Source organism: Microbacterium sp. SORGH_AS_0454, from assembly GCF_031453395.1.
Lineage (GTDB): Bacteria > Actinomycetota > Actinomycetes > Actinomycetales > Microbacteriaceae > Microbacterium.
The window spans coordinates 606697-633554 of the sequence record NZ_JAVIYS010000001.1 but is presented as its reverse complement, the minus strand read 5'-3'; the positions used below and the strand labels follow the sequence as shown (position 1 = coordinate 633554).

At 69.8% G+C, this 26858-nt stretch carries 24 protein-coding genes and 2 tRNA genes; 13 read left to right on the top strand and 13 right to left on the bottom strand.

The genetic code is table 11. From position 1 onward, the window contains the following. The first annotated feature begins 20 nt into the window (after positions 1–20). Positions 21–1223, top strand: a complete 1203-nt coding sequence (gene aztD / locus QE454_RS02920; protein ID WP_307458296.1) for a zinc metallochaperone AztD — start codon at positions 21–23, stop codon at positions 1221–1223. A 42-nt stretch (positions 1224–1265) separates the two neighbouring features. On the opposite strand, the gene QE454_RS02915 is transcribed toward aztD, so the two are convergent. Next, a complete protein-coding gene (locus QE454_RS02915; protein WP_210073196.1) occupies positions 1266–2153 on the bottom strand; it encodes a LysR family transcriptional regulator in 888 nt (295 codons plus the stop codon). A 99-nt stretch (positions 2154–2252) separates the two neighbouring features. On the opposite strand from QE454_RS02915, the gene QE454_RS02910 reads away from it, so the two are divergent. Next, complete coding sequence (locus tag QE454_RS02910; RefSeq protein WP_307458299.1) at positions 2253–5708, top strand: bifunctional proline dehydrogenase/L-glutamate gamma-semialdehyde dehydrogenase; 3456 nt, start codon at positions 2253–2255, stop codon at positions 5706–5708. Between the two features lie 471 nt (positions 5709–6179). Here QE454_RS02910 and QE454_RS02905 read toward each other — a convergent pair whose 3' ends face one another. Further along, entirely contained in the window at positions 6180–7763 is a 1584-nt protein-coding gene (locus QE454_RS02905; protein ID WP_307458302.1) for an NAD(P)/FAD-dependent oxidoreductase, read from the bottom strand. Positions 7764–7825: 62 nt separating this feature from the next. On the opposite strand from QE454_RS02905, the gene QE454_RS02900 reads away from it, so the two are divergent. From QE454_RS02900 to QE454_RS02885, 4 genes are all read left to right on the top strand, one after another. Next, entirely contained in the window at positions 7826–8623 is a 798-nt protein-coding gene (locus QE454_RS02900; protein ID WP_210073201.1) for an inositol monophosphatase family protein, read from the top strand. Positions 8624–8876: 253 nt separating this feature from the next. Then, positions 8877–10310 (top strand): M23 family metallopeptidase, encoded by a 1434-nt coding sequence (locus QE454_RS02895; protein ID WP_307458305.1) that lies wholly within the window; start codon positions 8877–8879, stop codon positions 10308–10310. A 67-nt stretch (positions 10311–10377) separates the two neighbouring features. Then, positions 10378–10449: transfer RNA gene (locus QE454_RS02890), tRNA-Thr, on the top strand. Between the two features lie 34 nt (positions 10450–10483). Then, a tRNA-Met gene (locus tag QE454_RS02885) sits at positions 10484–10557 on the top strand. Between the two features lie 228 nt (positions 10558–10785). Here QE454_RS02885 and QE454_RS02880 read toward each other — a convergent pair. From QE454_RS02880 to QE454_RS02865, 4 genes are all read right to left on the bottom strand, one after another. Further along, positions 10786–11523: a M23 family metallopeptidase gene (locus tag QE454_RS02880; RefSeq protein ID WP_309668783.1), complete on the bottom strand. Its 738-nt coding sequence runs from the start codon at positions 11521–11523 to the stop codon at positions 10786–10788. A 399-nt stretch (positions 11524–11922) separates the two neighbouring features. Then, on the bottom strand, positions 11923–12180 hold the full coding sequence (locus QE454_RS02875; RefSeq protein ID WP_210073205.1) for a hypothetical protein: 258 nt from the start codon (positions 12178–12180) through the stop codon (positions 11923–11925). 12 nt (positions 12181–12192) lie between these two features. Next, positions 12193–13137: a DUF2599 domain-containing protein gene (locus QE454_RS02870; RefSeq protein WP_307458311.1), complete on the bottom strand. Its 945-nt coding sequence runs from the start codon at positions 13135–13137 to the stop codon at positions 12193–12195. Between the two features lie 413 nt (positions 13138–13550). Further along, the gene (locus QE454_RS02865; protein ID WP_307458314.1) at positions 13551–13769 is read right to left on the bottom strand and encodes a hypothetical protein; all 219 of its coding nucleotides are present in this window, start codon (positions 13767–13769) and stop codon (positions 13551–13553) included. A 430-nt stretch (positions 13770–14199) separates the two neighbouring features. On the opposite strand from QE454_RS02865, the gene QE454_RS02860 reads away from it, so the two are divergent. The 4 genes from QE454_RS02860 to QE454_RS02845 all read left to right on the top strand — a co-directional run bounded on the left by QE454_RS02860 (position 14200) and on the right by QE454_RS02845 (position 17622). Then, positions 14200–14961 carry an IclR family transcriptional regulator C-terminal domain-containing protein gene (locus tag QE454_RS02860; protein WP_267787982.1) on the top strand — a complete coding sequence of 254 codons (762 nt, stop codon included), beginning with the start codon at positions 14200–14202 and terminating at the stop codon, positions 14959–14961. A gap of 112 nt (positions 14962–15073) precedes the next feature. After that, positions 15074–15817 carry a 3-oxoacid CoA-transferase subunit A gene (locus QE454_RS02855; protein ID WP_210073213.1) on the top strand — a complete coding sequence of 248 codons (744 nt, stop codon included), beginning with the start codon at positions 15074–15076 and terminating at the stop codon, positions 15815–15817. Continuing rightward, positions 15814–16452 (top strand): 3-oxoacid CoA-transferase subunit B, encoded by a 639-nt coding sequence (locus tag QE454_RS02850; protein WP_210073215.1) that lies wholly within the window; start codon positions 15814–15816, stop codon positions 16450–16452. Before QE454_RS02855 ends, QE454_RS02850 begins: the two co-directional genes overlap by 4 nt. A gap of 3 nt (positions 16453–16455) precedes the next feature. Next, positions 16456–17622, top strand: a complete 1167-nt coding sequence (locus tag QE454_RS02845; RefSeq protein ID WP_210073218.1) for a thiolase family protein — start codon at positions 16456–16458, stop codon at positions 17620–17622. A gap of 122 nt (positions 17623–17744) precedes the next feature. On the opposite strand, the gene QE454_RS02840 is transcribed toward QE454_RS02845, so the two are convergent. Continuing rightward, positions 17745–17945 carry a zf-TFIIB domain-containing protein gene (locus QE454_RS02840; RefSeq protein ID WP_210073220.1) on the bottom strand — a complete coding sequence of 67 codons (201 nt, stop codon included), beginning with the start codon at positions 17943–17945 and terminating at the stop codon, positions 17745–17747. A 158-nt stretch (positions 17946–18103) separates the two neighbouring features. Here QE454_RS02840 and QE454_RS02835 point away from each other — a divergent pair, with 158 nt between their 5' ends. Together QE454_RS02835 and QE454_RS02830 are read left to right on the top strand one after the other, a co-directional pair. Beyond that, positions 18104–19573: an MFS transporter gene (locus QE454_RS02835; RefSeq protein ID WP_210073222.1), complete on the top strand. Its 1470-nt coding sequence runs from the start codon at positions 18104–18106 to the stop codon at positions 19571–19573. 34 nt (positions 19574–19607) lie between these two features. Next, on the top strand, positions 19608–20528 hold the full coding sequence (locus tag QE454_RS02830; RefSeq protein WP_210073224.1) for an aldo/keto reductase: 921 nt from the start codon (positions 19608–19610) through the stop codon (positions 20526–20528). Positions 20529–20535: 7 nt separating this feature from the next. Here the strand turns inward: QE454_RS02830 and QE454_RS02825 are convergent, their stop codons facing one another. The 4 genes from QE454_RS02825 to QE454_RS02810 all read right to left on the bottom strand — a co-directional run bounded on the left by QE454_RS02825 (position 20536) and on the right by QE454_RS02810 (position 23107). Then, complete coding sequence (locus QE454_RS02825; RefSeq protein ID WP_210073226.1) at positions 20536–20919, bottom strand: hypothetical protein; 384 nt, start codon at positions 20917–20919, stop codon at positions 20536–20538. After that, positions 20916–21911: a hypothetical protein gene (locus QE454_RS02820; protein ID WP_210073228.1), complete on the bottom strand. Its 996-nt coding sequence runs from the start codon at positions 21909–21911 to the stop codon at positions 20916–20918. The genes QE454_RS02825 and QE454_RS02820 overlap by 4 nt, the downstream gene beginning before the upstream one ends. After that, positions 21898–22413: an RNA polymerase sigma factor gene (locus tag QE454_RS02815; RefSeq protein ID WP_210073230.1), complete on the bottom strand. Its 516-nt coding sequence runs from the start codon at positions 22411–22413 to the stop codon at positions 21898–21900. Before QE454_RS02815 ends, QE454_RS02820 begins: the two co-directional genes overlap by 14 nt. A gap of 301 nt (positions 22414–22714) precedes the next feature. Next, the gene (locus tag QE454_RS02810; RefSeq protein ID WP_210073232.1) at positions 22715–23107 is read right to left on the bottom strand and encodes a PaaI family thioesterase; all 393 of its coding nucleotides are present in this window, start codon (positions 23105–23107) and stop codon (positions 22715–22717) included. Between the two features lie 120 nt (positions 23108–23227). Between QE454_RS02810 and QE454_RS02805 the strand changes: the two genes are divergently transcribed. Then, on the top strand, positions 23228–24547 hold the full coding sequence (locus QE454_RS02805; RefSeq protein WP_307458329.1) for an MFS transporter: 1320 nt from the start codon (positions 23228–23230) through the stop codon (positions 24545–24547). 226 nt (positions 24548–24773) lie between these two features. Here QE454_RS02805 and QE454_RS02800 read toward each other — a convergent pair whose 3' ends face one another. Both QE454_RS02800 and QE454_RS02795 read right to left on the bottom strand, forming a co-directional pair. After that, positions 24774–25421, bottom strand: a complete 648-nt coding sequence (locus tag QE454_RS02800; RefSeq protein WP_307458332.1) for a TetR/AcrR family transcriptional regulator — start codon at positions 25419–25421, stop codon at positions 24774–24776. Positions 25422–25433: 12 nt separating this feature from the next. Next, a complete protein-coding gene (locus QE454_RS02795) occupies positions 25434–26843 on the bottom strand; it encodes an NAD(P)/FAD-dependent oxidoreductase (RefSeq protein ID WP_307458334.1) in 1410 nt (469 codons plus the stop codon). Positions 26844–26858 lie beyond the last annotated feature (15 nt).

Below are 26858 nucleotides of genomic sequence, written 5' to 3'. Positions count from 1 at the left end.
CACCGAAGAAAGAGACACCCATGCGCAGCTTCTCCCTGCCCCGCGCGGGCCTGGTCGCCCTCGCGATCGGCGCCACCGTCACCCTGTCGGCCTGCGCCGGCGGCACCGCCCCCGGGTCCGCGTCCCCGGATTCGACCGCCGCAGCCGAGGCGGCCACGCGTGTGGCGTTGTCGTATCTCGGCGGCATCCTGGTGCTCGACGGTCAGACCCTCGAGACCGTCGGCGACTTCTCGTCGGAAGAGTTCACCCGCCTGAACTCCGCCGGCGACGGCCAGCACATCATGGTGACCATGAGCGAGGGTTTCCAGGTTCTGGATGCCGGGACCTCGGCCGCCGAGCCCGAGCTCACCGACCTCGTCTTCCCGGCGTCCAAGCCCGGTCACGTGGTGACGCACGGGGGGAAGACGGTGCTCTACGCCGACGGCACGAGCGACTCGACGATCTTCGACACCGATGCGCTGCTGGCATCCACCGAGTCCCTTCCCGAGGTCGAGACGGTTCCGGGCGTCGAGGCGCACCACGGGGTGTCGATCGTGCTCAAGGACGGCTCGTTCGTGACCACCGTGGGCAACGCCAACGGTCGCACGGGCATCGTCGTGAAGGATTCCTCGGGTGCGACCATCGCCGAGAACGCGGCCTGCCCGGGCGTGCACGGTGAAGGCACCGCCAAGGACGAGGTCGTCGTCTTCGGGTGCGACAACGGCGCTCTCGTGCTCGACGAGGGTCAGATCACCAAGATCGAGGCCCCCGACCAGCCGTACGGACGCTCGGGCAACATGTTCGTGAGCGAGACCAGCCCGCTCGTGCTCGGCGACTACAAGGACGACCGCGACGCCGAGGGATACCTGCTGCACCGCGTCTCCGTCGTCGACACGGCCGCCAAGACGCAGACCGTCATCGACATGCCCGCAGGGGCCGAGTACACCTTCCGCGACCTGGCGCGCGGTCCGCAGGATCTGGGATACGTCCTGGCCTCCGACGGTGCGATCCACGTGCTCGACCTCGAGAAGGGGGCGTTCACCGACGCCTTCCCCGTGATCGACGCGTGGGAGGGGCCCGTCGAGTGGCAGGACGCCCACCCCGCGATCAAGGTCTCGGGTGACATCGCCTACGTGACCGAGCCCGCGAAGAACGCCGTGCACGCGGTCGATCTCACCACCGGCGCGGTCGTGAAGAGCGTCACCCTCGACCACACGCCGAACGAGATCGCGCTCACCAAGTAAGCGTCCGCTCGCAGACGGGAGTGATCGTCTGCGAGAGGCGCCCTATCGACCGCCCCGGTCGTACGCCACCTGCAGTGCTTCGCGCACCGCGCGTACGCCGGGGCGGTCGGCCGTTCCGCGGCGGACGGCCGTGAACACCTCGCGTCGCGGCTGGCCGGGCAGGCCCACGAGTCGCACGGGAGGCGTCTCGCCCGCGAAGACGAGATCGGGGATCATGCCGACGGCATGACCGGATGCCACGAGTCGGGCGTGCGCGGTGAGGTCGGCCATCTCGAAGCGCACGTCGGGCTCGAACCCGGCGGCGCGGCACTGCTGCGTCGCCCATTGACGGGCGGCGGTGCCCACCGGCTCCATGACCCAGGCGCGCTCGCGCAGGTCCTCCAGGCTCTGCGCCGGATCGTCGCTCGAGACGGCCAGACGGATGGCATCCCGCCCCAGCAGGCTGCGCTCGAGCCCCTCGCGATGCTCGCGCGTGTGACCCGGGTACTGCTCGGCCACGGCGAGGTCGAAGCCGCGCGCGGCCACCTCGAACAGTCCCTCCTCGGGGGCGAGCTCCGCGACCTCGATGCGCAGGTTCGGCTCGCTCCCGGCCAGGGCGTCGAGGGCTCGGGGGAGCAGGCCGTGCGCGGCGGACTGCATGACGGCCACCCGCACGGGCGCCAGCGACGGCCGCATGCGTTCCAGTTCGGCGCGGGCCGCTTCATCGGCGGCCAGCATGCGCGCGGCGTGCGCCGCGAGAGCGGCCCCTTGGGCGGTCAGACGGACGCGCCGTCCGTCCGGTTCGAGCAGCGGCACCCCGGCCTCTTTCTCGAGCAGGGCGAGCTGCTGCGAGATGGTCGACGGGCTGTACGAGAGGGCGTCGGCGACGGCCGCGAGGGTGCCGCGGACCGACAGCTCGTGCAAGAGGCGCAGACGGCGCAGGTCGAACATGGCATCCCTTCGGCTTCATCGATCAGTATGCGTCAGGAATCATCGCTTTTCTCGAACGGATGACAGCCCCATGCTGAAAACATCCGAGGAAGGATCGCCATGTCGCTCACCGATGTCCCCGACACCACGTCCGGCACCACCCCCGCCGCACTCGTCTCTGCCCAAGAGCTCGCCGACGAGGCGATCACCCTCGTGCGCCGCTGGCTCGCCGAGAGCCGGAACGAGCCCGTCGACGCCGCAGCCGAGCGGCTGGCCGGGGTTCTGCGCGACCCGCACGGCCTCGACTTCACCGTCGGCTTCGTCGACGGCGTCGTGCGCCCCGAAGACGTGCGCGTCGCCGCGCGCAACCTCGCCGCGCTCAGCCCGCTCATCCCGGGCTTCCTGCCGCTGCACCTCAAAGCCGCGATCCGCCTCGGTGCGTTCGCCGCGCCCATCCTGCCGCAGATCGTCGTGCCCGCCGCCCGTACGGCACTGCGCTCGATGGTGCGCCACCTGATCGTCGACGCCACCGACCGCAAGCTCGGCGAGGCCATCTCCTCGATCCGCGGTCGGGGAGACGGCATCCGCCTCAATGTGAATCTGCTCGGCGAGGCGATCCTCGGCAAGAAAGAGGCCGCGCGGCGCCTGGCCGGCACCCGAAAGCTCCTCTCGCGCGACGACGTCGACTACGTCTCGATCAAGGTCTCGTCGACCGTCGCTCCGCACACGCCCTGGGCCTTCGACGCCGCCGTCGCCGATGCCGTGGCGGCCCTGCGCCCCCTCTACCGTGTGGCGAAAGAGACCGGCACCTTTCTCAACCTCGACATGGAGGAGTTCAAAGACCTCGACCTCACCCTCGCCGTCTTCGAGACGCTGCTGGCCGAGCCCGAGTTCCACGGCGTCGAGGCCGGCATCGTGCTGCAGGCCTATCTGCCCGACGCGCTCGCCGCGATGATCCGCCTGCAGGAGTGGACCGCCGCGCGCGTGGCCTCCGGGGGAGCCCCCATCAAGGTGCGCGTGGTCAAGGGCGCGAACCTGCCGATGGAGCGGGTGGATGCCGACGTGCACGACTGGCCGCTCGCCACCTGGCCCTCGAAGCAGGCGACCGACGCCTCGTACAAGGCCGTCCTCGACTATGCGCTGCGCCCCGAGCACACGACCAACGTGCGGATCGGCGTCGCCGGCCACAACCTGTTCGACGTCGCCCTCGCCTGGCTCCTCGCCGAGCGTCGCGGAGTCACCGGCGGCATCGACGTCGAGATGCTTCTCGGCATGGCGACCGCGCAGCAGGCGGTCGTCCGGCGCACGGTCGGCTCGATCCTGCTCTACACCCCCGTCGTGCACCCGCAGGAGTTCGACGTCGCGATCGCGTACCTGATCCGTCGCCTCGAAGAGGGCGCATCGAGCGAGAACTTCATGTCGGCGGTGTTCGACCTCGACACCCACGAGGCGCTGTTCTCTCGCGAGCGTGACCGCTTCTTGGCATCCCTCGCCGACATGCCCGAGGGCGTTCCCGCCTCGAACCGGGTGCAGGACCGCTCGGCCGAGGCCCCTCCCGCCCCCGCGCACGGCTTCCGCAACACCCCCGACTCCGACCCGGCGATCGAGGCGAACCGCGACTGGTCGCGGGCGATCGTCGCGCGCATGGAGGACTCGACGCTCGGCGCGCGGACCATCGCCGACCACACGGTCACCGACGAAGCCACGCTGAACGCGCTGATCCAGGATGCCGCGACGGCTGCCGCGGGCTGGCGCGAGCTCGGAGCCGCGAAGCGCGCGGAGATCCTGCACCGCGCGGGCGACGCGCTCGAGAAGCGTCGCGCCGACCTGCTCGAGGTCATGGGTGCCGAGTGCGGCAAGGTCATCGAGCAGAGCGATCCCGAGGTGTCGGAGGCGATGGACTTCGCCCACTACTACGCCGAGCAGGCGCGCACTCTCGAGGCCGTCGACGGCGCGACCTTCACCCCGGTCGGTGTCACCGTGGTCACCCCGCCGTGGAACTTCCCCGTCGCGATCCCCGCGGGCTCGACCCTCGCCGCGCTCGCCGCCGGTTCCGCCGTGGTCATCAAGCCCGCGGGTCTCGCCGAGCGCTCCGGCGCCGTCATGGTCGAGGCGCTGTGGGAGGCGGGGGTTCCCCGTGAGGTGCTCAAGCTCGTGCAGGTGTCCGAGAACGATCTCGGTCGTCAGCTGCTCACGCATCCCGCCGTCGAGCGGGTCGTGCTCACCGGCGCCTACGAGACGGCGGAGCTCTTCCGCTCGTTCCGCCCCGACCTGCCGCTGCTCGCCGAGACGAGCGGCAAGAACGCCGTGATCGTCACGCCGAGTGCCGACCTCGACCTCGCCGCGAAAGACGTCGCGATGTCGGCCTTCGGCCACGCGGGCCAGAAGTGCTCCGCGGCATCCCTCGTCGTGCTCGTCGGGTCGGTGGCACGCTCGCGGCGCTTCCACGACCAACTGGTCGATGCCGTCACCTCGCTCGAGGTCGGCATGCCGTGGGACGAGGCCTCGCGCGTCGGACCCCTCATCGAGCCCGCTCAGGGAAAGCTGCTGCGCGCGTTGACGTCGCTCGAGCCCGGCCAGCGCTGGGTGGTCGAGCCGAAGCGCCTCGACGACGAGGGGATGCTGTGGCGGCCCGGCATCCGCGAGGGCGTGCAGCCCGGCAGCGAGTTCCACCGCACCGAGTACTTCGGTCCCGTGCTCGGCATCATGACCGCCGAGACCCTCGACGACGCGATCGAGATCGTCAACGCGATCGAGTACGGCCTCACCTCGGGCCTGCACGCGCTGGATTCGTCCGAGATCGACACCTGGCTCGCGCGCATCGAGGCCGGCAACGTCTACGTCAACCGCGGTACCACCGGCGCCATCGTGCAGCGTCAGCCCTTCGGCGGCTGGAAGAAGTCCGCCGTCGGCGCGGGCACCAAGGCCGGCGGACCGCACTACCTGTTCGGCTTCGGAACGTGGGCGGATGCCGAGACCTCGTCGCCCCGCACGCCCGACGCCCTCGCCGCCCCGGCGTTGGCGGCCGTGCCCGCCGCGGACCGTGAGTGGGTGGCATCCGCCCTCTCGAGCGATGCCGCCGCGTGGGCCGGGGAGTTCTCGCTCGCCCGTGACGTGACCGGCCTGGAGTCGGAGCAGAACGTGCTCCGCTACGCCGCGGTTCCGGTGACCGTGCGCGTCGAGGACGCCTCGGAGGCTGCGCTCGTGCGCGTGGTCGCCGCGGGTGTCCGCGCCGGGTCGGCCGTGACGGTCAGCACGGCTCGCGAGCTGTCGCCCGCGGTCCGTGCCTGGCTCGAGGGCGTCGGCGTCCGCGCCGCGGTCGAGGACGCCGCCGAGTGGGGTCGCCGCGCTGCGCGGCTGGCCCGGACGGGTGGCCGCATCCGCCTGCTCGGCGGATCGCCCGTGGCGGTGGCCGAGGCGACGAACGGCTCGCCCTCTGTCGCCCTCTACGCAGGCGACGTCACCCGCGCCGGGCACGTCGAGCTGTTGCCGTTCCTGCGCGAGCAGGCCGTGTCGATCACCGCGCACCGCTTCGGGACGCCGCGCCGGTACGAGGTGCCACCGCTGGTCGGCTGATCCCCCCCCGGAGGCGGGGCCGTTCCTTCGGGGCGGCCCCGCCTCTTCGGTGGGCCCGGGACGGTGCCGCGGGCGTACCGTCCGGCGGAGACCGGTGGCGACCCGCCGGGTCGGGGTGGTGTGGGCCGGCGTGTCGGGGTCAGAGTCCGCAGGACGGCACGCACGACAGGCACGTCGAGGATCCGGGTGGCGGCTACACCGTTCCCGACGCCGCGGGACGGTGGTCGCCGCGTACGAGATCCTCGCGGGGGAGGGACACCTGTCGACCCGCCCGGCGGCCGGTCGTGTTCGGCTACGCCGGGCCGTCGACATCGGCATTGATGGATGCCGTCGTCCAGATCGTCGAGACGCTCGGCGCCCATGGCGGACCGTCGTGCGGAGTTCGGCGGTGACACTCCGGGCACGGTGAGGGCCTGAGCGGTGTGTCGCGCAGAACCTCCGCAGGACGGGGCGAGGCCCCGGCCCCAGCCCTCACCGACCGAGGATCTCCAGCGCCGCCATCGCCGCGTTCTGACCGCCGATGCCGCTCACCGCTCCACCGCGCTGAGCGCTCGAACCGCACAGCAAGACCCGCGCGTGCGGTGTCGACACTCCCCAGCGCGCGGCGGGGGAGTCGGCGGGCGCGTCGAGCCACGGCCACGACAGGGCGCCGTGGAAGATGTCGCCGCCGGCCATGTTGAGCGTGGCTTCGAGGTCGCTGGTCGTGCGTGCCTCGATGCAGAGCCGGCCGTCGGGCGCCCGCAGGATGCAGTCGCGCAGCGGCTCGGCGAGCACCGACTCCAGCGAGGCCTGGGCGGCGGCCAGCAGTCGTGCTCCCGCGGCGACCGGGTCGGTGTCGGCGATGAGCCGGTGCGGCACCTGCAGACCGAACATCGTGAGCGTCTGCGCGCCCGACGCGCGCAGCTCCTCACCGAGGATGGACGGGTCGGTGAGCGAGTGGCAGTAGATCTCGACCGGGAGAGGCTCCGGGATGAGCCCTCCGGATGCCGCCACGTGAGCGGCATCCAACTGGGTCATGGTCTCGTTGACGTGGAAGGTGCCCGAGAAGGCGGCCTCGGGGGTCACCGATTCGTCTCGCAGTCGCGGTAGCCGCGAGAGCAGCATGTTGACCTTGACCTGCGCACCCTCCGGCTCCTCCGCCCCCGTCGTGGCGGCGCCGCCCGCAGTCAGCAGGCGGTCGAGGACGGCGCGGCCGACCCCGCTGAGCACGAGGTCGCCGTGGAAGACGTCGGAGCGGTCGGTCATGGTGTGCACGTCGCCGTCGGGCGAGATCGAGATGACCTCGACGCCGGTGACGATCTCGGCCCCCGCTTCGCGAGCGGCGCGTTCGAGTTCGGCCGTGACCGCGCCCATGCCACCCACGGGGACGTCCCAATCTCCCGTCCCGCCGCCGATCACGTGGTAGAGGAAGCAGCGGTTCTGCGCGAGGGAGGGGTCGTCGGACGAGGCGAAGGTGCCGATCAGGCCGTCCGTCAACGCGATGCCCCGCGCGAGATCGCTGCGCAGCGAGGAGCGCAGCAGGTCGCCGAGCGGGCGGGTGGTGAGGGCGTCCCAAAGCTCGTCGTCGCCCACGCGTTCGCGCAGTTCGTCCGCCGTGGGCAGCGGCTCGGTCATCGTCGGGAAGACCGCCCGGGCCACCGGGGCGAGGCGCTCGCCGAACGCCGCGAAGCGCTCGGCCTCCTCCGCGTCGCCGAGGGTGCGCGCGAACGAGGCGGCCGTCGCCTCGGCATCCCGCGTATCGACAAGGATCCCGCGCGTGGGATCGGCCGGGTCGGGTGTGTAGGAGGAGTAGCGGCGGCGGCGCAGGTCGACGCGCAGACCCAGGTCGTCGATGATCTTCTGCGGCAGCAGGCTGACGAGGTAGGAGTAGCGCGACAGGCGCGCATCGACACCCGCCCACGGGCGCTCCGACACGGCGGCGCCGCCCACGGCATCCGATCTCTCGATCACCACCACGCTGCGCCCTGCCCGGGCGAGATAGGCCGCGGCGACGAGGGCGTTGTGCCCGCCCCCCACGATGACGACGTCGTACCGGCGAGAATCCGAAGCGGTCATGAGCCCACGCTAACGACAGCGGCGAATTCGCCGAAAGGGGTGGCGCACGTAGCCTGGATGCCATGACTTCCGCAGCCGACCTGCTCGAGATCGCCACGCGTATCGCTCGGGAGGCCGGTGAACTCGCCCACCGTCGCCGTCGCGAGGGCGTGACGGTCGCCGCGACCAAATCGGCCGCCGCCGACATCGTCACCGCCGCCGACCGCGAGGTCGAGGCCTTCATTCGCGCGGAGCTCGCGCGAGAGCGTCCGGACGACGGCTTCTTCGGCGAGGAATCCGGGGCCGAAGAGGGAACGAGCGGCATCACGTGGGTTGTCGACCCGATCGACGGCACCGTCAACTACGCCTACGGAATCCCGGCCTGGGCCGTGAGCATCGCCGCTGTCGAGGGCACCGCTGAGACCGCGTCGTGGACCGCGCTCGCCGGGGCGGTCTTCAACCCCGTGACGGGCGAGCTCTTCCGTGCCTCGCGCGGTGGAGGTGCCTGGCTCGGTGACCAGCGCCTGTCGGTCGCCGAGGTGGGCCCCGCCGGGGGACTCGTCGCCACCGGTTTCGGGTACAACCCCGAGACCCACGGTCCGGCCCTGGAGCAGCTGTCGCGTGTCATGCCGATCGCCCGTGACGTGCGCCGTATCGGCGCGGCGTCTCTCGATCTGGCCTCGGTGGCCGCCGGTCGCGTCGACGCGTATTACGAGCGCGGCACGCAGCCGTGGGATCACGCCGCCGGCGCGCTGCTGGTCGCCGAAGCGGGTGGAGTCGTCGGGGGAGCCCCCGGAGGTCGTCCCGGCAACGGCATGGTGATCGCCGCGGGGCCGGAGTTCTACCGCCGTCTCGAGCCGCTCCTCGACTACGAGCGGTGACAGAGGTCGCGCCCATGGCATTCCCAGACCAGCCGAGGTAGGGTGTTTACCAGTTCGTTATCTTTCGCAACCCGAACCTGCGGAGATGGCCAAGCCCCTACAGCCCGAAGCCGTCGCGTTCGCGACACGACACGAGAGCCCTTCCGCGTTGCCGTCAGAAGCCTCTGAGACTGAGCCCGCCGTCACCCGACGGTCTCGTCGCCCCCTCCCCACGCCCGCTCCCGAGACGACCCCCCGGCTGACCCGAGCCGAGATGCGCCGTCGCTCCGCGAGCGAGACCCCCGTCGCCACGCTCGAGGCCCCCGCCGCCGAGCCGCAGGGCGCCGACCCCGCCCCGGTCGACGCCGACGCCGCCTCTCAGTCCGAGCTGATCGAGAGCGTCGCCGCTGCCGTCGTCGGCACCGTCATCGCCGCGACCATCGAGCCCACGCTGCCGCCTCGCGCCGCCGCCGCGGCTCCCGCCGAGCAGACTCCGGATGCCGCGGCCTCCGACGCCCTCGACGTCACCGTCGTCGACGAGCAGCGTCGTGCCGACGACGTCGCCGTCATCCTGCAGAGCGCGGACGGCGCCGTCGCCACCACCCCGGTGACCCTCCCGACCTCGCCCATCACGCTTCCCGTGAGCCGTCGGTCGCGCCGTCGCCCCCAGGCGTCGGTCATCCTCGACTCGACCGCCGACGAGGCTGTGGCCGAGCCGGTCGTCGCTGCCGCCGAGCCGGCCGCGGCGCGCGCGTCGAAGCCGCTCGAACAGGCTGCTATCGAGCAGCCCGTCGCCGCCGCCGCGTTCCCCGCTGACGACACCGTGGCCGATGAATTCGCCACCGCCGCGCGCCTGTTCTCCTTCACCGGCGAGACGCCCACGCAGCAGGCGGCTCCCGTCGCCCCCGCTCCCGAGCCGGTGTCGGAGGGGCTGCCCGCCGCGGCCGCTCCCCGCACCCGCCGCAACGTCCGCCGCATCGCCGCGACCTCGTTCTCGGTCGGTGTCATGGGCGTCGTCGGTCTTCTCACGGTCGGCATGACCATGCCCGTCAGCGCCATCGCCTCGGCGAGCGGAACCGACAGCATCACCGCTCCGGTCGCCGACACCGCGACCACGCGTCTCGCGGTCGGCGGAGACGTCGCCTCGTCCGACGGGGCGATCCAGGCGTACGTCGCCCCGGCCCAGTCGCAGGCAGCGGTCGTCGACCGCGCCGACGGCTACAGCGCCACCACGTACTCCAAGATGGCCGTCGACTCGGGCATCAAGTACCCCACCAACTTCTACGTCAACAACCCGACGTCGCCCATCCAATGGCCCTTCGCGGTCGGCGTCTCGATCTCGTACGGCTTCGGCATGCGCGACGGCGGCTTCCACGAGGGTGCCGACTTCGTGCCCGGCGAGGGTGCGCCCGTGCAGGCGATCGCCGACGGCACCGTCCGCATCGCGACCGAGCAGGGTGGCGCCTTCGGTGTGACCGTGCTGATCGACCACGTGATCGACGGACAGCTCGTCTCGAGCCGCTACGGCCACATGCAGTACGGCTCGCTCCAGGTCACCCCGGGCGAGAAGGTGCACGTCGGCCAGTTCCTCGGACGCACCGGCAACACGGGTCGATCGTTCGGCGCGCACACGCACGTCGAGATCCTCCAGAACGGCACGACCCCCATCGACCCGATCGCGTGGCTGCGTCAGCACGCCGGCGGCTGAGGCTCGATTCGTAAGAGAGTGTCGAGGTCTGATATTCTCTTCTAGTTGCCCGGAGCGATCCGGGTACGCCCCGATAGCTCAGTGGCAGAGCACTTCCATGGTAAGGAAGGGGTCGTCAGTTCAATCCTGACTCGGGGCTCAAGGCATCCTCATCTGAATCCAGGATGCCGTGCGGCGGGGTAGCTCAGTTGGTGAGAGCGCACGACTCATAATCGTGAGGTCGCGGGTTCAAGCCCCGCTCCCGCTACAGATTTTCCAGATCAGCCCCGGTTTTCACCGGGGCTTCTGCTTTTAAGGGGTCCGTCATCCCGCATAAACCCCGGATTGGCGCTCGCTCACGGGTCTTCGCCCCTTACCCAGGTGGATCAGCTTGCATCGGGGATGTCGGTAGCGGCGCCGCGCCGGCATCTGAAAAACGACAACGCCCCCTGCCCGCCCTAAGGCTGGCGAGGGGGCGTTGCTGCTTACGCGGCTGCTAGGCCCACGAGGGCGGCCAGCCAGCCCCACCGGCGTTCACGACTGCACCGTCTGCACGCACACGTTGTCCGGGAGCGAGGGCGGCGACCTGTCCGTAGTCGAATCCGAAAGCCTCCACGACCTGACGGAAGTCGTTCTTGCCGAGCTGGTTGACCCACTGGCTTCCAGGGATGCCGATGTAGTTCAGCATCTCGTTGGCGCGTGCGTTCACCAGCCTCGAGACACCTCCCTCACCGATCATGTACGTGCCTCCGGTGTCCTGACGATAGATGATCTTGGGCATGTCGTCCTCCTGCTGTGTTTGTCCGGGTGCGATGGGTGGTGTTGATCCCGCGGATCCCGCGAGCGGTGCCGTGCGATTTCTATCGATGAGGGGGTCGGGGTTAAGTGCAGTATCGCCCTGGAGCACTTCCACGTGCAGGTGCGCACCGAAGGAGTGGCCCGTGTTGCCGACCTTGCCGAGGTAGGTGCCTCGAGCGACCCACTGTGCGCCTTGGACCCGCGTTCCGGCCTCCATGTGTGCGTAGCGGCTCGTGTAGCCGCCGCCGTGGTCCATAAAGATGGCGTGCCCGTAGTTCGGGTGATCAGGCACGCTGTAGTAGATGTACCCGTCAGCGACCGCATGGATTGGTGTGCTGGCTCCGGGTGTGTAGTCGATTCCGGCATGTCCTTGCGGCCACTGGCCGGTGAAACCACGCGAGCGTGACGAGTAAAACGTGAACGGGTGCCCCCACATAATCTCGGCGGAGGCAGGCGTGGCGACCTCGAATCCGACGACGCCCATCCCGGCTACAGCGCCTATTGCGATCAAGGCGGATCTACGGGTAAAGCCAGGCGGCGGCTTTTGACCGGCATCATTATCTGGCGTAAGCATTCCTGCGACCTTATTTTCCTCTACAATTGATTTACGATATCCGGTAATTCGCACCCGTCGATCACCTTCACGCTGAGGCAAGACTTTGCGGCCCTTGAGCCGGTTACGGCCTTGGCTGCTTTGCCAGGGATGGGCGCAGGTGGCGACGACGGCCCGCGCACAGCCCGATGCTCGATTGGGGGCGTTGCGACTTAATTTGCGATGCCCGAAGCGATGGAGCCCCCTCCTGTCTAACGACGGAAGGGGGCTCCGCGGCGTTGCCTATTTGTGTTCGTTTGCGAGCTTCCGGTAACGCCGAATTGCCACAATCCCGAAAACTGCCGATGCGATAGCGGTTGCAAGCATAACTATCTCGAAGACACCCGGGGGGTGCGGCAAGGCCAGCGTCTCTTCTGCCTCGGAGAAACCGATGTAGTAACTCACCGCAGCGCCGATAAAAGCAACCGCGAAAATCACTCCGCTCAAAACTGCGGCCATCTGCAGCCGGGTGAGTTTCTCTCGAACGATGGTGTCAGACATGGCGTTAGTCTGTCAGTTGCAGCCGCTGACGACCCAGTTCTGCAGTGCTCTGTCAGCCTTGTTGGTCTCGAGGTTCCACGTGTCCTTGAACGGTGCATAGCCGACGTGGCAGATGTACTGGCCCTTGGCGGCATTGTTCAGCCGCCCGACCTGCGAGCCGATCTGCTTCGACACGAGCTCACTGAATCCCGCCTCACCGACCGTGACCCAGTGGAAGTTGCCGGCCCAGCCGCGTGCGTAGGTGGTCGGCGTGACGAGAATTCGCGTGGAAGTCTCCCATCGGTGGCCCTGGACGAGTGCGTTGCCCATGTAGGGGTCTGCAACGATCGGGTAGGCGTACTCCGCGGCGTGGTGGTCGACGTGCTGAACCACCTGGTTGCCGACGAGCTCGTACCTGGTGGGCACCTCAACCCCGTTGGCATCCTTCGCCCACGGCGCGGCGCCGAGGACGCGAATTCCGCCGTCTGCCGTGAAAATCCCGAACCCACCGCCCTCGCCCGCCGAGACGAGTTCGTCGCCGGGGTTGAGGTCAAATGTGTAAGCGTAGGAGTCCGGTGCCGACGAATCGTTCAGAACCGAGTGAATTGCAACGGACCCATTGTCCTGCGGGACCGGAACGATGGCGCTGTTGTCACTCTGGTCGAGAACCGCCACACCGTTGACGACCGACGCTCGGGCCGATGCCTCCGGCAGCGTGACGTCGATGACCGCGTCGCCATTCTCGGTGCTAATGGTGACCTTGCCAGTGTCGCTTGTCGCTACCGCGTCCGCCGTAGAACGGCTTGCGGTCTCGAACACCTCCGGGTTGGCGTTGGCAACTGCTTCGACGGCCTCGTTCGCTGAGGCATTGTCTACAGCCGTCGCCGGTGACGCCATTCCCATGCTGGCGACCATCGCCATTGCGGCGACTCCCACGGTCGCGACGCGAATAGACGTCAGATTTTTCTTTTCCCCCACGGTGAATTCCTTTCGTGTTTTGAGCACTTTCAACACTGCACGGTGGGCGCCAGAAAGTCTGTCCCCCTTTCGGGGGACGTCGCGTGATTTCCTATTCCTAAAAGAGCAAGAAATTCACATCCCGATTAGTTGACCTAGGTAAAGTTTGTCGCGTGAGCTATCGCTCCAAAGACTGCCCCCATGTCGAGTTGCTCGGCATAGCCCCAAGTCCGACTGCGGCCTGTGGAGCACGCACAGAGAACTCGTTGGCAAGGGCGGGCAATGGTTTACCGATTGCGTGAAACCCAGCCTGGAATCTAGATTCCTACCGTGGGGCAAGGGCCCGTAAAAGAAATGTGCCGGCTATCCCCCTTAAGGGAAGAGGTCCCTTGGATCTCTTTTCGCCGGCAGAACTAGTGTGGCAGTTCACTGCCTTACTGGTCTAGGCGCCTTTCGCCCCAGTCAGCGGCCGGCGGCCCGGGGTTGCCCATCGTTGCGAGGTAGGCGACGTGGATCTTGTGACAGGCAAGACGGAGGGTGTGCGCCGATCCGATGACTTCAACTCGAAAGTTCGCCCGGTAGGCGACTTGTTCGCCGTTCATCACGCGACGGATCTCGATTACCCCGTATTCGCGGCCTTGCGCGTCGATCATACGCCACGTCCCGGTGGGGCCTTGGACGGCCGCCATTATGGGGTGCCACTCGCTCACAGTCGCCGGATCCCTCCCCCGGCCGAGAAAACCCCAGGCTAGGACGCACCACCGACATCTGACGGGCCTCGGTGGCCACCGATCAATGAACGAGCACACTCACGACTCGACTGGAACCCCACACTTATCCCGCATAATTCGCGATCGTAATCGCGGCCCGCTGATATCCCCTGATCAGTCTGCGCCTGGCCACTGCATCGCCTGATAACCCGCGAAATCCGCCGATTTGGTTGGAAACCCAAACGTGAGGTCGCGGGTTCAAGCCCCGCTCCCGCTACAGATTCGCCGCAAAGCCGTCCCCCGGGGCGGCTTTCGCTTTTCTCCGACGCGTTCCCGCACGAGGTCCTCACGGCGCCCCGATAGGGTGAGCCGCGTGAGTGATTCGGGAGAGTTCGTCCAATCCCTCGCTCGCGGTCTCGAGGTGATCCGCTCCTTCGACGCCGAGAACCCGGCGCTGACCCTCAGCGACGTCGCCCGCCGCGCCGATCTGACCCGTGCCGCGGCCCGCCGGTTCCTCCAGACGCTCGAGACCCTGGGTTACGTGCGCGCCGACGGTCGGGTCTTCTCGCTGACGCCGCGCGTTCTCGAGCTCGGCTTCAGCTATCTCTCCGCGCTGTCGCTGCCGGCGCTGGCCCAGCCGCATCTCGAGCGTCTGTCGCGCGAGGTGGGCGAGAGCGTCTCGTCGGCCGTGCTCGACGGGGCCGACATCGTCTACGTCGCCCGCGTCCCCACGCGTCGCATCATGAGCGTCGGCATCACGATCGGCACGCGTTTTCCCGCCTACGCGACCAGCATGGGGCGCGTGCTGCTCGCGGCGCTTCCCGACGCCGACGCGCGAGAGATCGTGGCCGCCTCGCATCCGGCCCCCCTCACCCCGCGCACGCGGACGGACGTCGATGCGATCGCTGTCGAGCTCGAGGCGGTGCGTGCTCAGGGGTGGGCTCTCGTGGACGGCGAGCTCGAAGAGGGGCTGCGCTCCCTCGCGGCGCCCGTTCACGACCGCTCCGGGGCGGTGGTTGCGGCGGTGAACATCTCGGCCAGTTCCCGCGGTGGCGCCGACGAGTGGCGAGAGCGGTGCCTGCCGGCACTGCGGGCCGCCGCGGCCGAGATCGACGCGGACCTCCGCCTGGTCTGAATCCCGGCAGCGGGCCCATAGCTGTCCTCCCTTGCCGTCTTCGCGGTGGTCGGCGTATCCTGTTCGCATAACGTACGTGTGTACGCAGGGCGAACAAGCAAGGATGCTCCGCATGATCGACAAGACCGTCCCCGACCTCGCGTCGGCCGTCGCCGGGATCGCCGACGGCGCGACCGTGATGATCGGCGGCTTCGGCCGCGCGGGTCAGCCCGTCGAGCTGATCGACGCGCTCATCGCGCACGGCGCGCGCGATCTCACCGTCGTCAACAACAACGCGGGCAACGGCGACACCGGCTTGGCCGCCCTGCTCGCGGCCGGGCAGGTGCGCAAGATGATCTGCTCCTTCCCGCGCCAGAGCGACTCGTGGGTCTTCGACGGGCTGTACCGCGACGGCAAGGTCGAGCTCGAGCTCGTGCCGCAGGGCAATCTCGCCGAGCGCATCCGCGCCGCCGGCGCCGGCATCGGCGGGTTCTTCACCCCCACTGGTTTCGGGACGCAGCTCGCCGAGGGCAAGGAGACGCGGCGCATCGACGGCCGCGACTACGTGCTCGAATACCCCATCCGTGCGGATGCCGCCCTGGTCAGCGCCCGCGCCGCCGACCGCTGGGGCAACCTCGTCTATCGCGAGACCGCACGCAACTTCGGCCCCATCATGGCCGCGGCTGCGGCCACCACCATCGTCCAGGTCGACGAGATCGTCGAGCTCGGCTCGCTCGATCCCGAGTCGGTCGTCACCCCGGGTCTCTACGTCGATCGCGTGGTCGCGGTGGGGGAGCGCGCATGGCTCCGCGACGGCGCGTTCGTGGGAGGCGTCGACATCGAGGGCCGGGCTCTGGCATCCGAGGAGGAGAAATGACAACTCGCATCTCGCGGCGCGATCTCGCCGCCCGCGTGGCATCCGACATTCCCGAGGGCGCGGTCGTCAACCTCGGCATCGGTGCTCCGACCCTGGTCGCCGACTACCTGCCGGCGGGACTCGAGATCGTCCTGCACACCGAGAACGGCATGCTCGGCATGGGCCCCGCTCCCGAGCGCGGGCGCATCGACCCCGACCTCATCAACGCGGGCAAGCAGCCGGTCACCGCGCTCGCGGGGGCCGCGTACTTCCACCACGCCGACTCGTTCGCGATGATGCGCGGCGGGCACCTCGACGTGTGCGTGCTGGGGGCGTTCCAGGTGTCGGCCGGCGGCGACCTCGCCAACTGGTCGACCGGCGAGCCCGGCGCCATCCCCGCGGTGGGCGGCGCCATGGACCTCGCGATCGGCGCGAAAGACGTCTACGTCATGACCGACCTGCTCACCAAGGGCGGCGAGCCCAAGCTCGTCGCCGCCTGCAGCTATCCCCTCACGGGAGTGGGCTGCGTCTCGCGGGTCTACACCGACCACGGCGTCTTCGACGTCACCCCCGACGGCTTCCGCGTGCGGGAGCTTTTCGGCGACAACACGCACGAAGAGATCGAGTCCCTGCTCGGTCTGAGCCTGGAGGCCTGAGACATGCCCGCATCCTTCGTCTACGACGCCGTCCGCACCCCCTTCGCGCGACACGGCAAGGCCTTCGCCGACGTGCGCCCCGACGATCTGGCGGCCACCGTCATGGCATCCGTCGTCGAGCGCACCGGTATCGACCCCGCGCGCATCGAAGACGTGATCTTCGGCGATGCGAACCAGGCGGGGGAGGACAACCGCAACGTCGCGCGTTTCGGCGCCCTCCTGGCGGGCTTTCCCTCTTCGGTGCCGGGGACAACGATCAACCGGCTGTGCGGATCGTCGCTGGATGCCGTGATCCAGGGCTCCCGCGCGATCGAGGCCGGCGATGCCGACGTCATCCTCGCCGGCGGCGTCGAGTCGATGACCCGTGCCCCCTTCGTGGTCGAGAAGAGCCCACGGCCCTTCCCCGCGGCGAATCAGACGATGTGGAACACCTCGATCGGCTGGCGCATGACCAACCCGCGTCTGAGGGCGGACTGGACGATCTCGAACGGCGAGAGCGCCGAGAAGCTCGCCGAGATCTACGACATCTCCCGAGAGCAGCAGGACGCTTTCGCCGCGCGCAGCCACCGTCTCGCTGCCGCTGCGTGGGCAGAGGGACGCTTCGACGGCGAGATCGTGCAGGTCGAGGGGCACGCGCTCGCGCGCGACGAGGGCATCCGCGACGATTCGAGCGCCGAGGTGCTCGCGGGGCTGCGTCCGGCATTCCGCAAGGACGGCACGGTCACGGCGGGGAACTCCTCTCCCATCAACGACGGGGCCTCGGCCGTGCTGCTGGGAGCGGAGGGGATCCTGGATGCCGAGCCCCTCGCGCGCATCGCGGGTCGGGCCGCATTCGGCAACGACCCCGATGTGTTCGGTGTCGCCCCGGTCGAGGCGGCCAACCGCGCTCTCGCCCGCGCCGGCAAGACCTGGGCCGACGTGTCGTTCGTCGAGCTCAACGAGGCATTCGCGTCGCAGACCCTGGCGTGCGCGAAGCTGTGGACCGAGCTCGACCCCGCCCGCCTCAACGAGAACGGGGGAGCGATCGCGATCGGCCACCCGCTGGGGGCCTCGGGCGGGCGCATCATCGCGCGCGCGGCGCACGAGCTGAAGCGCCGAGGCGGGGGTGTCGCGGTCGCCGCGATCTGCATCGGTGTCGGGCAGGGTCTCGCGGTCGTCCTGGAACGCTGAGGCCGCCGCCGCGGCATCCGCACCACGAGAACGGGCGCTGCCCTGGGCGCAGGTGGATCCGCACGGAATCGGCCTGCTCTCGTCGCCCGCCCCGCTCCGGCGACGACACGCGTCGCTCGGGGCTAGGACTCGTCGGCCCAGCGGTCGCGGGGTCGGTCGTCGTCTTCGTCGCGGGCGTGCCCCGGGGCGGACCACTCCAGCTGGAACCCGCACTCGCGGCACTCGTCGGCACCGCCGCCCTGCTCGAGAAGCGGGTGCATCGTCACGCCGCACGAGGGGCAGATCGGCTGCGCCGTGTCGTCGTAGGGGTCTCTGTACGTCATCGCGTTCCACTCGTCGGTCGTTGCTGAGGACAACTCCCCGCGTCGCCGCGGTGTTCCCCCGGAGAGGCCGCGGGCCCCGACGTGTCGCCTCAGGCATAGGCTCGGCCCATGCCGATCCCTCGCGTCGCCGCGGGCTCCGCTCCGGTGGCGGAGGCCGCATGACGGCATCCATCCCCGCTCCCGACCCTCGCCGCTGGAGCGCGCTGTCGGTCATGCTCATGGGGCAGTTCGCCGCCCTCCTCGACGTCAGTGTCACCAACGTCGCCCTGCCCTCGATCGGGCGCTCCACCGGGGCGGGCTCGAACGAGCTGCAGTGGATCGTGACCGGTTACGTGCTCGCCTTCGCACTGGTCCCCGTCATCGGGGGACGACTGGGCGACCAGCGGGGTCGGCGGCGCATCTTCACGATCGCCGTGCTGGGGTTCGTGACCGCCAGCGCGGCCGTCGGTCTGGCGCCGAACGCGGGGCTCCTCATCGCGGCCCGGGTCGTACAGGGGCTGTTCGGCGGCATGATGGGCCCGCAGGTGTCGGGCTTCATCCAGAACGCCTTCCCCGCGTGGGAGAGAGGGCGGGCCTTCGGCAGGCTCGGCCTCACCGTCGGTGCGGGGACGGCGCTCGGTCCGGTGATCGCGGGTCTGCTCATCTCGGCGGGTGGCCCCGACATCGGCTGGCGGCTGGTCTTCTTCATCAACGTGCCGGTCGGGATCGCGGCCGTGCTGCTCGCTCGCCGGTGGGTTCCCGCCGATGAGCCGTCTCCCACGGCATCCGCTCGCCACATCGATCTGCTCGGCGCGCTCCTGCTCGGCGCGGGTGTGCTGTGCCTGCTGTTCCCCATCGTCGAGACGGGCCAGGGCGGCGGCCCCGTGACGCTCCTGCTCCTGCTCCCCGCCGCGGGGTTCCTCTTCGCGCTCGTGCGGCATGAAGCTCGCCTGACGAAGGCGGATGCCGGGCCCCTGCTGGATCTGCGTCTGTTCCGCGTCCGCTCGTTCGTCACGGGTGTCGTCTTCGCCGTCGTCTTCTTCTGCAGCAACACCGGGATCCCCCTCGTGCTCGCGCTGTACTACCAGAACGGCCTCGGTTTCACCGCTCTGCAGTCGGGTCTGGGAGTCACGGCCTACGCCATCGGCTCGGTGGTGGGAGCACCCGTGGCAGGGCGCTTCGTCTCGCGCGTGGGCCGTCCGCTGCTCGTCGGCGCGGTCGCGGTGTTCACCGGGGTCACGATCGTGCTGGGGCTCCTCGTGCAGTCCGGTGCCGACGCGACCGACCCGGTGGGAGTCATCCTGCGCCTGTGCGTGCCCCTGTTCGTCCTCGGGGTCGCGGGCGGGGCGATCGTCACCCCGAACCAGACGCTGACCCTCGCCGATGTCGACCCCCGCCGAGGCGGCGTCGCCGGCGGAGTCGTCCAGACGGCTCAGCGGGTGGGATCGTCCATCGGACAGACGGTGCTGGGGACGACCTTCGCGCTCGCGGTCATGGGTGCGGCGCAGGCCACGGGCCCCGGGTCTCCGGCGGGGGACCCGGGCGCTTTCGCCCGCGCGCTGACCCTCGCCCTCGCGGTGTCGGTGGTGTTCTCGGGGTCGGCCATCCTGCTCAGCGCGGTCGAGGTGCACCGGCAGCGTCGCCGCTGAAGCGAGCGACACGCGCGGACGCTAGCGTCGAGGCATGCACGTCACCTCCGCCCGTCTGGGTCTCGGCCTCGCCGCCGTCGGCCGCCCGGCTTACATCACCACCGCGCGCGACAGCGACCTCGGTGACCCCGTCGAGCGCACGGTCGACGCGATGCGAGCGCGCGCGCACCTGCTGCTCGACGAGGCATGGGCGCTCGGCATCCGATACATCGACGCCGCCCGCTCCTACGGTCTGGCCGAGGAGTTCCTGGGATCGTGGCTCGCGGCCCACCCGGGCCGGCGCGAGCACCTCATCGTGGGGTCGAAGTGGGGCTACGCCTACGTCGGGGAATGGAGGATGGATGCCGCCGTGCACGAGCGCAAAGAGCACTCGGTCGCCATGTTCGACCGGCAGTGGCCCGAGACGCTCGAGGCCCTGGGGTCGGCCCCCGACTTCTACTTGATCCACTCGGTGACGCCCGAGAGCACGGCTCTCGCCGACACCGAGCTGCTCGATCGGCTGCGCGGGCTGCGGGCCGGCGGCGTGCGGGTCGGCCTGTCGACCAGCGGCCCGCACCAGGGCGAGGTGATCCGCACCGCCCTCGCGCTCGAGGACTCCCCGTTCACGGTCGTGCAGTCGACGTGGAACCTCCTCGAGCCCTCGGTCGCCCCCGCGTTGCAGAACGCCCACGACGCCGGGTGGACGATCGTCGTCAAAGAGGCCCTCGCCAACGGCGAGCTCGCCCGCGCCGAATCGGGGAGTCGCCTCGAGGCCCTGGCATCCGAAATGCCGTCCGATGTCTTCGCCCTCGGTGCCGCGTTGGCGCAGCCCTGGGCCGACATCGTGCTGAGCGGTGCGACCACGCTCGCGCACCTGCGCCGAGGCGCGCGTGCACGACCGGTCGACACCGCGGGGAGGCTCGCGACCGACCCCGTCGACTACTGGCAGCGCCGATCGGAGCGCCCCTGGCGCTGACCGGGGGTCAGGGCACGCAGTTCAGCGTCGCGACCGAGCCCGAGACGTTCGCCCATGACGTGGCGATCGCGGTGGCGAGCACCGACCCCGACGAGGACCGGGCCTGCAGGTAGCCGGCGGAGCGCGCGTTGGCGATCGAACGCACGGTGATGCTGGGGGAGTACGTGCCGCACGTCGAGTACGACACCCGCGTGCCCGACAGGCTCGACCCGCTGAATGCGCACACGTTCCCGGTGGCGCAGCTGCCGACGGCGTCCTCGTGCTCGGAGGGGACGTCGATGGTCATGCCCAGCTCCGGCCATTCCGCGTGATGGGAGTCGATGACGACCCCGCCGGGGATCTGGGCGAGAGCCGCGGCGATGTCGGGGTGCAGTTCGTCTGTCGAGGTCATTCGGTCTCGGCCTTTCTGTCGAGGACGTCCCAGAGGGTGTAGTCGGTGATCGAGCCCGCAGGCAGTTTCAGGTTCTCGTTGTCGGCGAGCAGTTCGGATTCGAATCCGACGATGCGGCCCGTGTCGGCGGACAGCAGCAGCGTCGCCTCGGAGGTGGTGAGCCCGGACGGTACCGCGGCGAGACCGACGACCGGGCGGCCGAGTCGGTCGAACGCCGTCCCGACGACGCGCAGCCCGGGGGCTTGAGCGACCACCTCGAGCAGAGCGGCCTGCTGGGCACCGGTGAGGGTCCACTCGCCCAGGAGCGCCCGGGCGCCGAGCATCGCGTCGCCCGCCGTCAACTGCTCGCCGGCACCGGTCGAGGTGAGCACGAGAGCCCGCATCGCCTCGACGGTGGGCTCGGGGGCGTTGCGCGAGAGCGGCGAGAACTGGTTCTGCACGAACTGCAGGTCGCCCACCACGGTTCCGGGCGTCGGATCGCCGGTGGGGACGGTGTCGCCCGCTGCGTTGGTCGCCTCCGCGGCCGTCGTCACGACCGAGCCGGAGAGGTTCTCGTTCCACCGCACGTCGATCCACTCGCGGCGGAACACCGTCGCCTCGGCCTCATCGGGCGACCCGCTGAAGTACCAGCCGAGCGAGAGCGAGCGTCGCTCGGGTTCGGTGGGCCCGGAACCGTCGGTCAAACGCTCCTGCGCCTGCGCGATCACCTGCGGCGCATCCTCGGAGATCGAGGTGAACGTGAGAGGTTCAGGCGTGAGGGCGGATGCCGGGCTGCCCGGCATCCACAGGACTCCGGTGACGATCGCGAGCACGAGGACGACGACCGCAGCGGCTGAGCCCCAGGCGGCGTAGGCGGGTCGGCGGCGCGGCGGACGCGCGGTGCGGGCGAAAGCGCGAGCCCGGCGCTCGGCGTCGAGGGGGATGGGGGCGTCCAGGGGCGTACGTGCCGGGTCGAGCCGGCGCACCGCGCGGGTGAGCTCATCGTCGTTCATCGAACACCTCCTCCGCGGACAGGGGCGCTGCGGAAAGGAGCGGGCGGAGTTTGGCGCGCACACGATTCAACCGCGTCCACACGGTACCCGCGCTCGCCCCGACGACGACACCGACGTCGGCGGCCGGCAGGTCTTCCCAGTACGTGAGCCAGAGGATCTCGCGCTCCTTCTCGGAGAGTCCGCGGATCGCGTCCACGAGCCGCTCGATCATCTCGCCCTCCGACTCGTTCGACAGGGTGCGCACCTGGTCCTCGATGTGCGTCCACAGTGCCCCCTCCCGGTCTCGTCGTCGGTACTCGTTCGCGATGAGGTTGCGCGCCGTGCGGTACAGCCACGGAAGACCGAACGGCTCGCGCGGGTCGCGCTTGCGCCACGCGATCTCGAAGCATTCCATCGTGAGGTCGTCGGCGGCCTCGCGGTCAGACACTCGCCGCTCGACGAATCGCCGAACGGCGGTGTAGTGCTCACGGAAGAGCGCCACGAAATCTGCGTCGTCCGTCACCGCTGTCTTTCCTCGTGCGTGTACCGGGGCTGTGTCGGTGAGGTGGCGAACCTTACCGAGGCGCGCGGGAGAAGAATTCTGGGTCGGTGTGTAAGGAACGGCCCACGACCGACACGACATATGCGGGGGTGGGTGCCGACTCCGGCTTCGAGAAGGCACCCATACGCCCGTCGTCCGATGTTCGGGTCTGACGGCGACGGGCGAGGGGTTGCGCCGCTTGGGGGTGGCGCAACCCCTCGGATCTTCTCCATGCGATCCACAATGGCAGAGACGGTGCGCGCCGTGAGACGACAGTCGTCGATCACGCGGGATCGACCAGCAGGTTCGTGATCCGCGCCGTGGCGATCAGGCGGTCCTCGTCGTCGACCACGCGGACGTCGTAGGTGGCCAGGCGCCGACCACGATGGGCGGGTGTGGCGACGGCGTGGATGCGGCCGTCTTTCGCCCCGCGATGGTGCGTGATATTCAGGTCGACACCGACGCAGACCATGCCCTGGGTCGAGGCATGGATCATGGCCGCCCACGATCCCACCGCCTCGGACAGTGCGGCCGTCGCGCCGCCGTGCAGACGACCGAGCGATTGCGTGTTCCCTCGGACGGGCATCGATGCGCAGACCCGATCCGCGGACTGTTCGGTCACGATGATGCCGAGACGTTCGTCGAGGGCGCCGGGGGTGATGGTCCAGGGCGTCATGGAGGCTCCTTCCGGCGCCCTCTTGTCGGGGGCGCATCCCTCTGACACTATTACTGAACGCTCGGTCGGTAACGGTGCCGAACGAGTTTTTCACCTGCCCCACAGAACGACGGAGTTCTCATGGCCTCGCTGACCTCGGCATCCGCCCCTGCCACCGGGATGAAACGAGAGGAACGGCGTGTGCTCGCCGGGACCCTCGTGGGCACCTCGATCGAGTGGTACGACTTCTTCATCTACGCCCAGGCGGCCGGGCTCGTGCTCGCGCCCCTGTTCCTCGCGCCCCTCGCGCAGAGCGACCCCGCGATCGCCCAGGTGCTCTCGTTCGCCACGATCGGTATCTCGTTCCTCTTCCGCCCGCTCGGCGCCGTCGTCGCCGGATGGCTCGGCGACCGCCTCGGCCGGAAGAAGATGCTCGTGCTGACGCTCGTCATGATGGGCGTGTCGACGGCCCTCATCGGGGTGCTGCCGACCTACGCCGCGATCGGTGTCGCCGCCCCCGTCCTGCTCATCCTGCTGCGGGTGTTGCAGGGCTTCTCGGCCGGCGGCGAGTGGGGTGGTGCGGCGCTGCTCTCGGTCGAGCACGCCCCCGTCCACCGCCGCGGGTACTTCGGGGCGTACCCGCAGATCGGCGTCCCGGTGGGGATGATCCTGGCCACCGCGACCCTGTGGATCCTCACCTCGTCGATGTCGGCCGAGGCCTTCCTCGCCTGGGGGTGGCGTGTGCCGTTCCTCTTCTCGATCGTGCTCATCGTCGTCGGCTATCTCATCCGCCGCGCGGTGGAGGAGAGCCCGGTGTTCGAAGACCTCGTGCGCCGCCGCAAGGAGTCCTCCGCCCCGCTCGGGCAGCTTTTCCGCAAGAACTGGCGCGAGGTCGCCCTGACGGCGTTCGTGTTCATCGGCAACAACGCCGCCGGCTACCTGCTCATCGCGTTCTTCGCCACCTACTCGGTCTCGACCCTCGGGATGGAACGCCCGACGGTGCTGCTGGCGACGACCCTGGCATCCTTCGGCTGGCTCGGTTTCACCCTGTGGGGTGGCCGGTTGTCGGACCGCTTGGGGCGCATCCGCACCTTCCAGCTCGGCTACCTGCTGCTGGCGATCTGGGCCGTACCGATGTGGTTCCTCATCGACACCGCGAACATCTTCTGGTACTTCGTCGCGCTGTTCGTGATGACCCTCGGCCTCGGGCTGTCGTACGGGCCGCAGGCGGCGCTCTACGCCGAGATGTTCCCCGCGAACGTCCGCTACTCGGGCGTCTCGATCGGCTACGCGCTGGGCGCCATCATGGGTGGGGCCTTCGCTCCGATGATCGCCGAGGCGCTGCTGCGCTCCACGGGCGCCTCGTGGACGATCGGCCTCTACATCGCGGTCGCCGCAGTCGTCTCTCTCGGTGCCGTCTCGCTCATCAAAGAGACGAAGGGCGTCGATCTGCGGGCGTGATCCCGGATGCCGTGACGGGGCCCTTCGCGTCGGCGAGGGGCCCCGTCGCGCGCCGCCGGGAGGAGTTCGTCGGCGTCGGCCAAGGGGACGGTGCGCCGTACCGCGGACTTCGTCGCCCGCCGTCGGGATGCCGGGTCGCCGGTGGCGGCGTGCCGCCACGATATCCGCAGGACGGACCAGGGATGTGCGCCTGCCGCGGCGTGACCCGGCGGGGCAGAGCACCGGGTCAGGCGGTACGGAGGCCGTCGAGGGCGATGCGCACGATGTCGGCGCCGAGACGGTCGCCGTCGACGCCGCCGCCGGGGCGGTACCACTCCACGACCGAGTTGATCATGCCGAACAGCAGACGCGCGGCGACCGCCGCGTCGACGTCGTCGCGCACGTCGCCCTCGGCCTGCGCTTCGGCGACCAGGGCGGTCACGCGGTGGTCGAACAGACGCCGCCGCTCGAGGGCGGCCTGCTCGACCTCGCTGTTGCCCCGGACCCGCAGGAGCAGGGTGACCGCGGGAAGCTGCGCCACCAGGACGTCGGTCGCCCCGGTGAGCACGAAGCGGAGGCGATCGGATGCCGCGCCCTCGCGGGCGCCGGGCTGATCGAGCACGGCCTCGAGCCCGCCGAGAGCCGCCTCGAGCGCCACGGCCAGCAACTCCTCTTTCGAGGAGAAGTGATGGTACAGCGCGGACTTCGTCAGCCCGAGTCGGCGGGCGAGGTCGGACACGCTCGTCGCGTCGTACCCCTGCTCGTTGAAGAGCTGCACGGCCACGGCGAGCAGACCCTCGCGGTCGTAGCCCGGACGCCCCCGGCGCGCGGGGGCCTCGGTGGACGCGCCGGAGTCGTCGGCGGTCGCGGGCGTCGTCACGGGATCGGCGGGCACGGATTCAGTGTGTCACTCCAGCAGGGCGGGGGAGTCCGCGTGCAGCAGAGCACGCGCCGCGTTTCCGATCACGGCACTGTAGGTCGGGTAGGCGAAGCGCACACCGGCGAGGGTCGAGACATCGATGCCGGCCGCCATCGCGGTGGTCACCGATTGGATGACCTCCACGGCGTTCTCGCCCACCGCGTGAGCCCCGAGCACGAGCTCGCGGCGACGATCGGAGATCAGCATGAGGAACCCGCGTTCCCGGTCGTCGATCACCGCACGGTCGAGATCGGCGAAACGCGCGGTCGCCACGACGCACGAGGGGTCGCGGTCACGCGCCTGCTCCTCGGTGAGGCCGACGCCCGCGTAGTCGGGGTCGGTGAAACCGCCCGCGGGGAGAAGGTGGTGGGGCGTTCGCCGGTTGGCGCCGAGCACGGCGTTCTCGGCCGCCGCTTCGCCCTCGAACTGCGCCGCCTGCACGAGCATGTCGCGGCCGTTCGCGTCGCCGACGGCGAGGATGTGCGGCACGATCGTGCGGAAGTAGCGGTCGACCGGGATCGCGGAGCGCTCGACCTGGACCCCGGCGTTCTCGAGGCCGAGGTCTTCGACATCGGCGGGCCATCCGGTCGCCATGATGACGACCTCGGCATCGACGGTGCGCGATGCGCCGTCCTCGCGCCAGGCGAGGGTGAGCGAGCCGTCCTCGGCGCGGTCGATGCGCTCGACCGTCTCGATCCCCGTGCGTACGTCGACCCCGTGCTCCGTGAGCGATTCGGCGATCACGCGCGAGATGGAGGCGTCGGATGCCATGAGCACCCGAGGTGCGACATCGAGCAGCGTGACCTCCGAGCCGAACGAGCGGAACACCGTCACCAGTTGTGCGCCGGTATTTCCCGCACCGATGACCACGACGCGCCGGGGCAGCTCGGCGAGGGTGAGCACGTCTTCGGGAACCGTCGCGAGCTCGGCCCCGGGGATCGGGAGGCGACGGGAATGGCCGCCCACGCAGACGAGGATCGAGTCCGCGCGGATTCGTCGACCGCTGTCGAGGACGAGAGTGTGCTCGTCCGCGAAGCGCGCACGTCCCTCCTGCACGAGATCCACCCCGGCCTCGGCGAAGCGTTCGGCCTCTCGCTTGATCGAGCGCACGGCATCCACCCGCTCATGCACCCTCGAGACCACGGCCGACCAATCGACGCGGGGCTCCTCCACCACGATGCCGTAGTCGTCGGCGGAGCGGGTCTCGCGCATGAGGCGCGCGGCCTTCGCGAGGACGCGCGTGGGTACGCACCCGGTGTTGACGCAGGTACCGCCGACACGACCGGCCTCGAGGACGACGACGGATGCGCCGAGTTCTGCGGAGCGAAGGGCGGCGGCGGTTCCGGCGGGACCGGCTCCGATCACGGCGATGTCATAGCTGTCGGCGTCGTGGCTCACGGTGGTCCTCCCGGG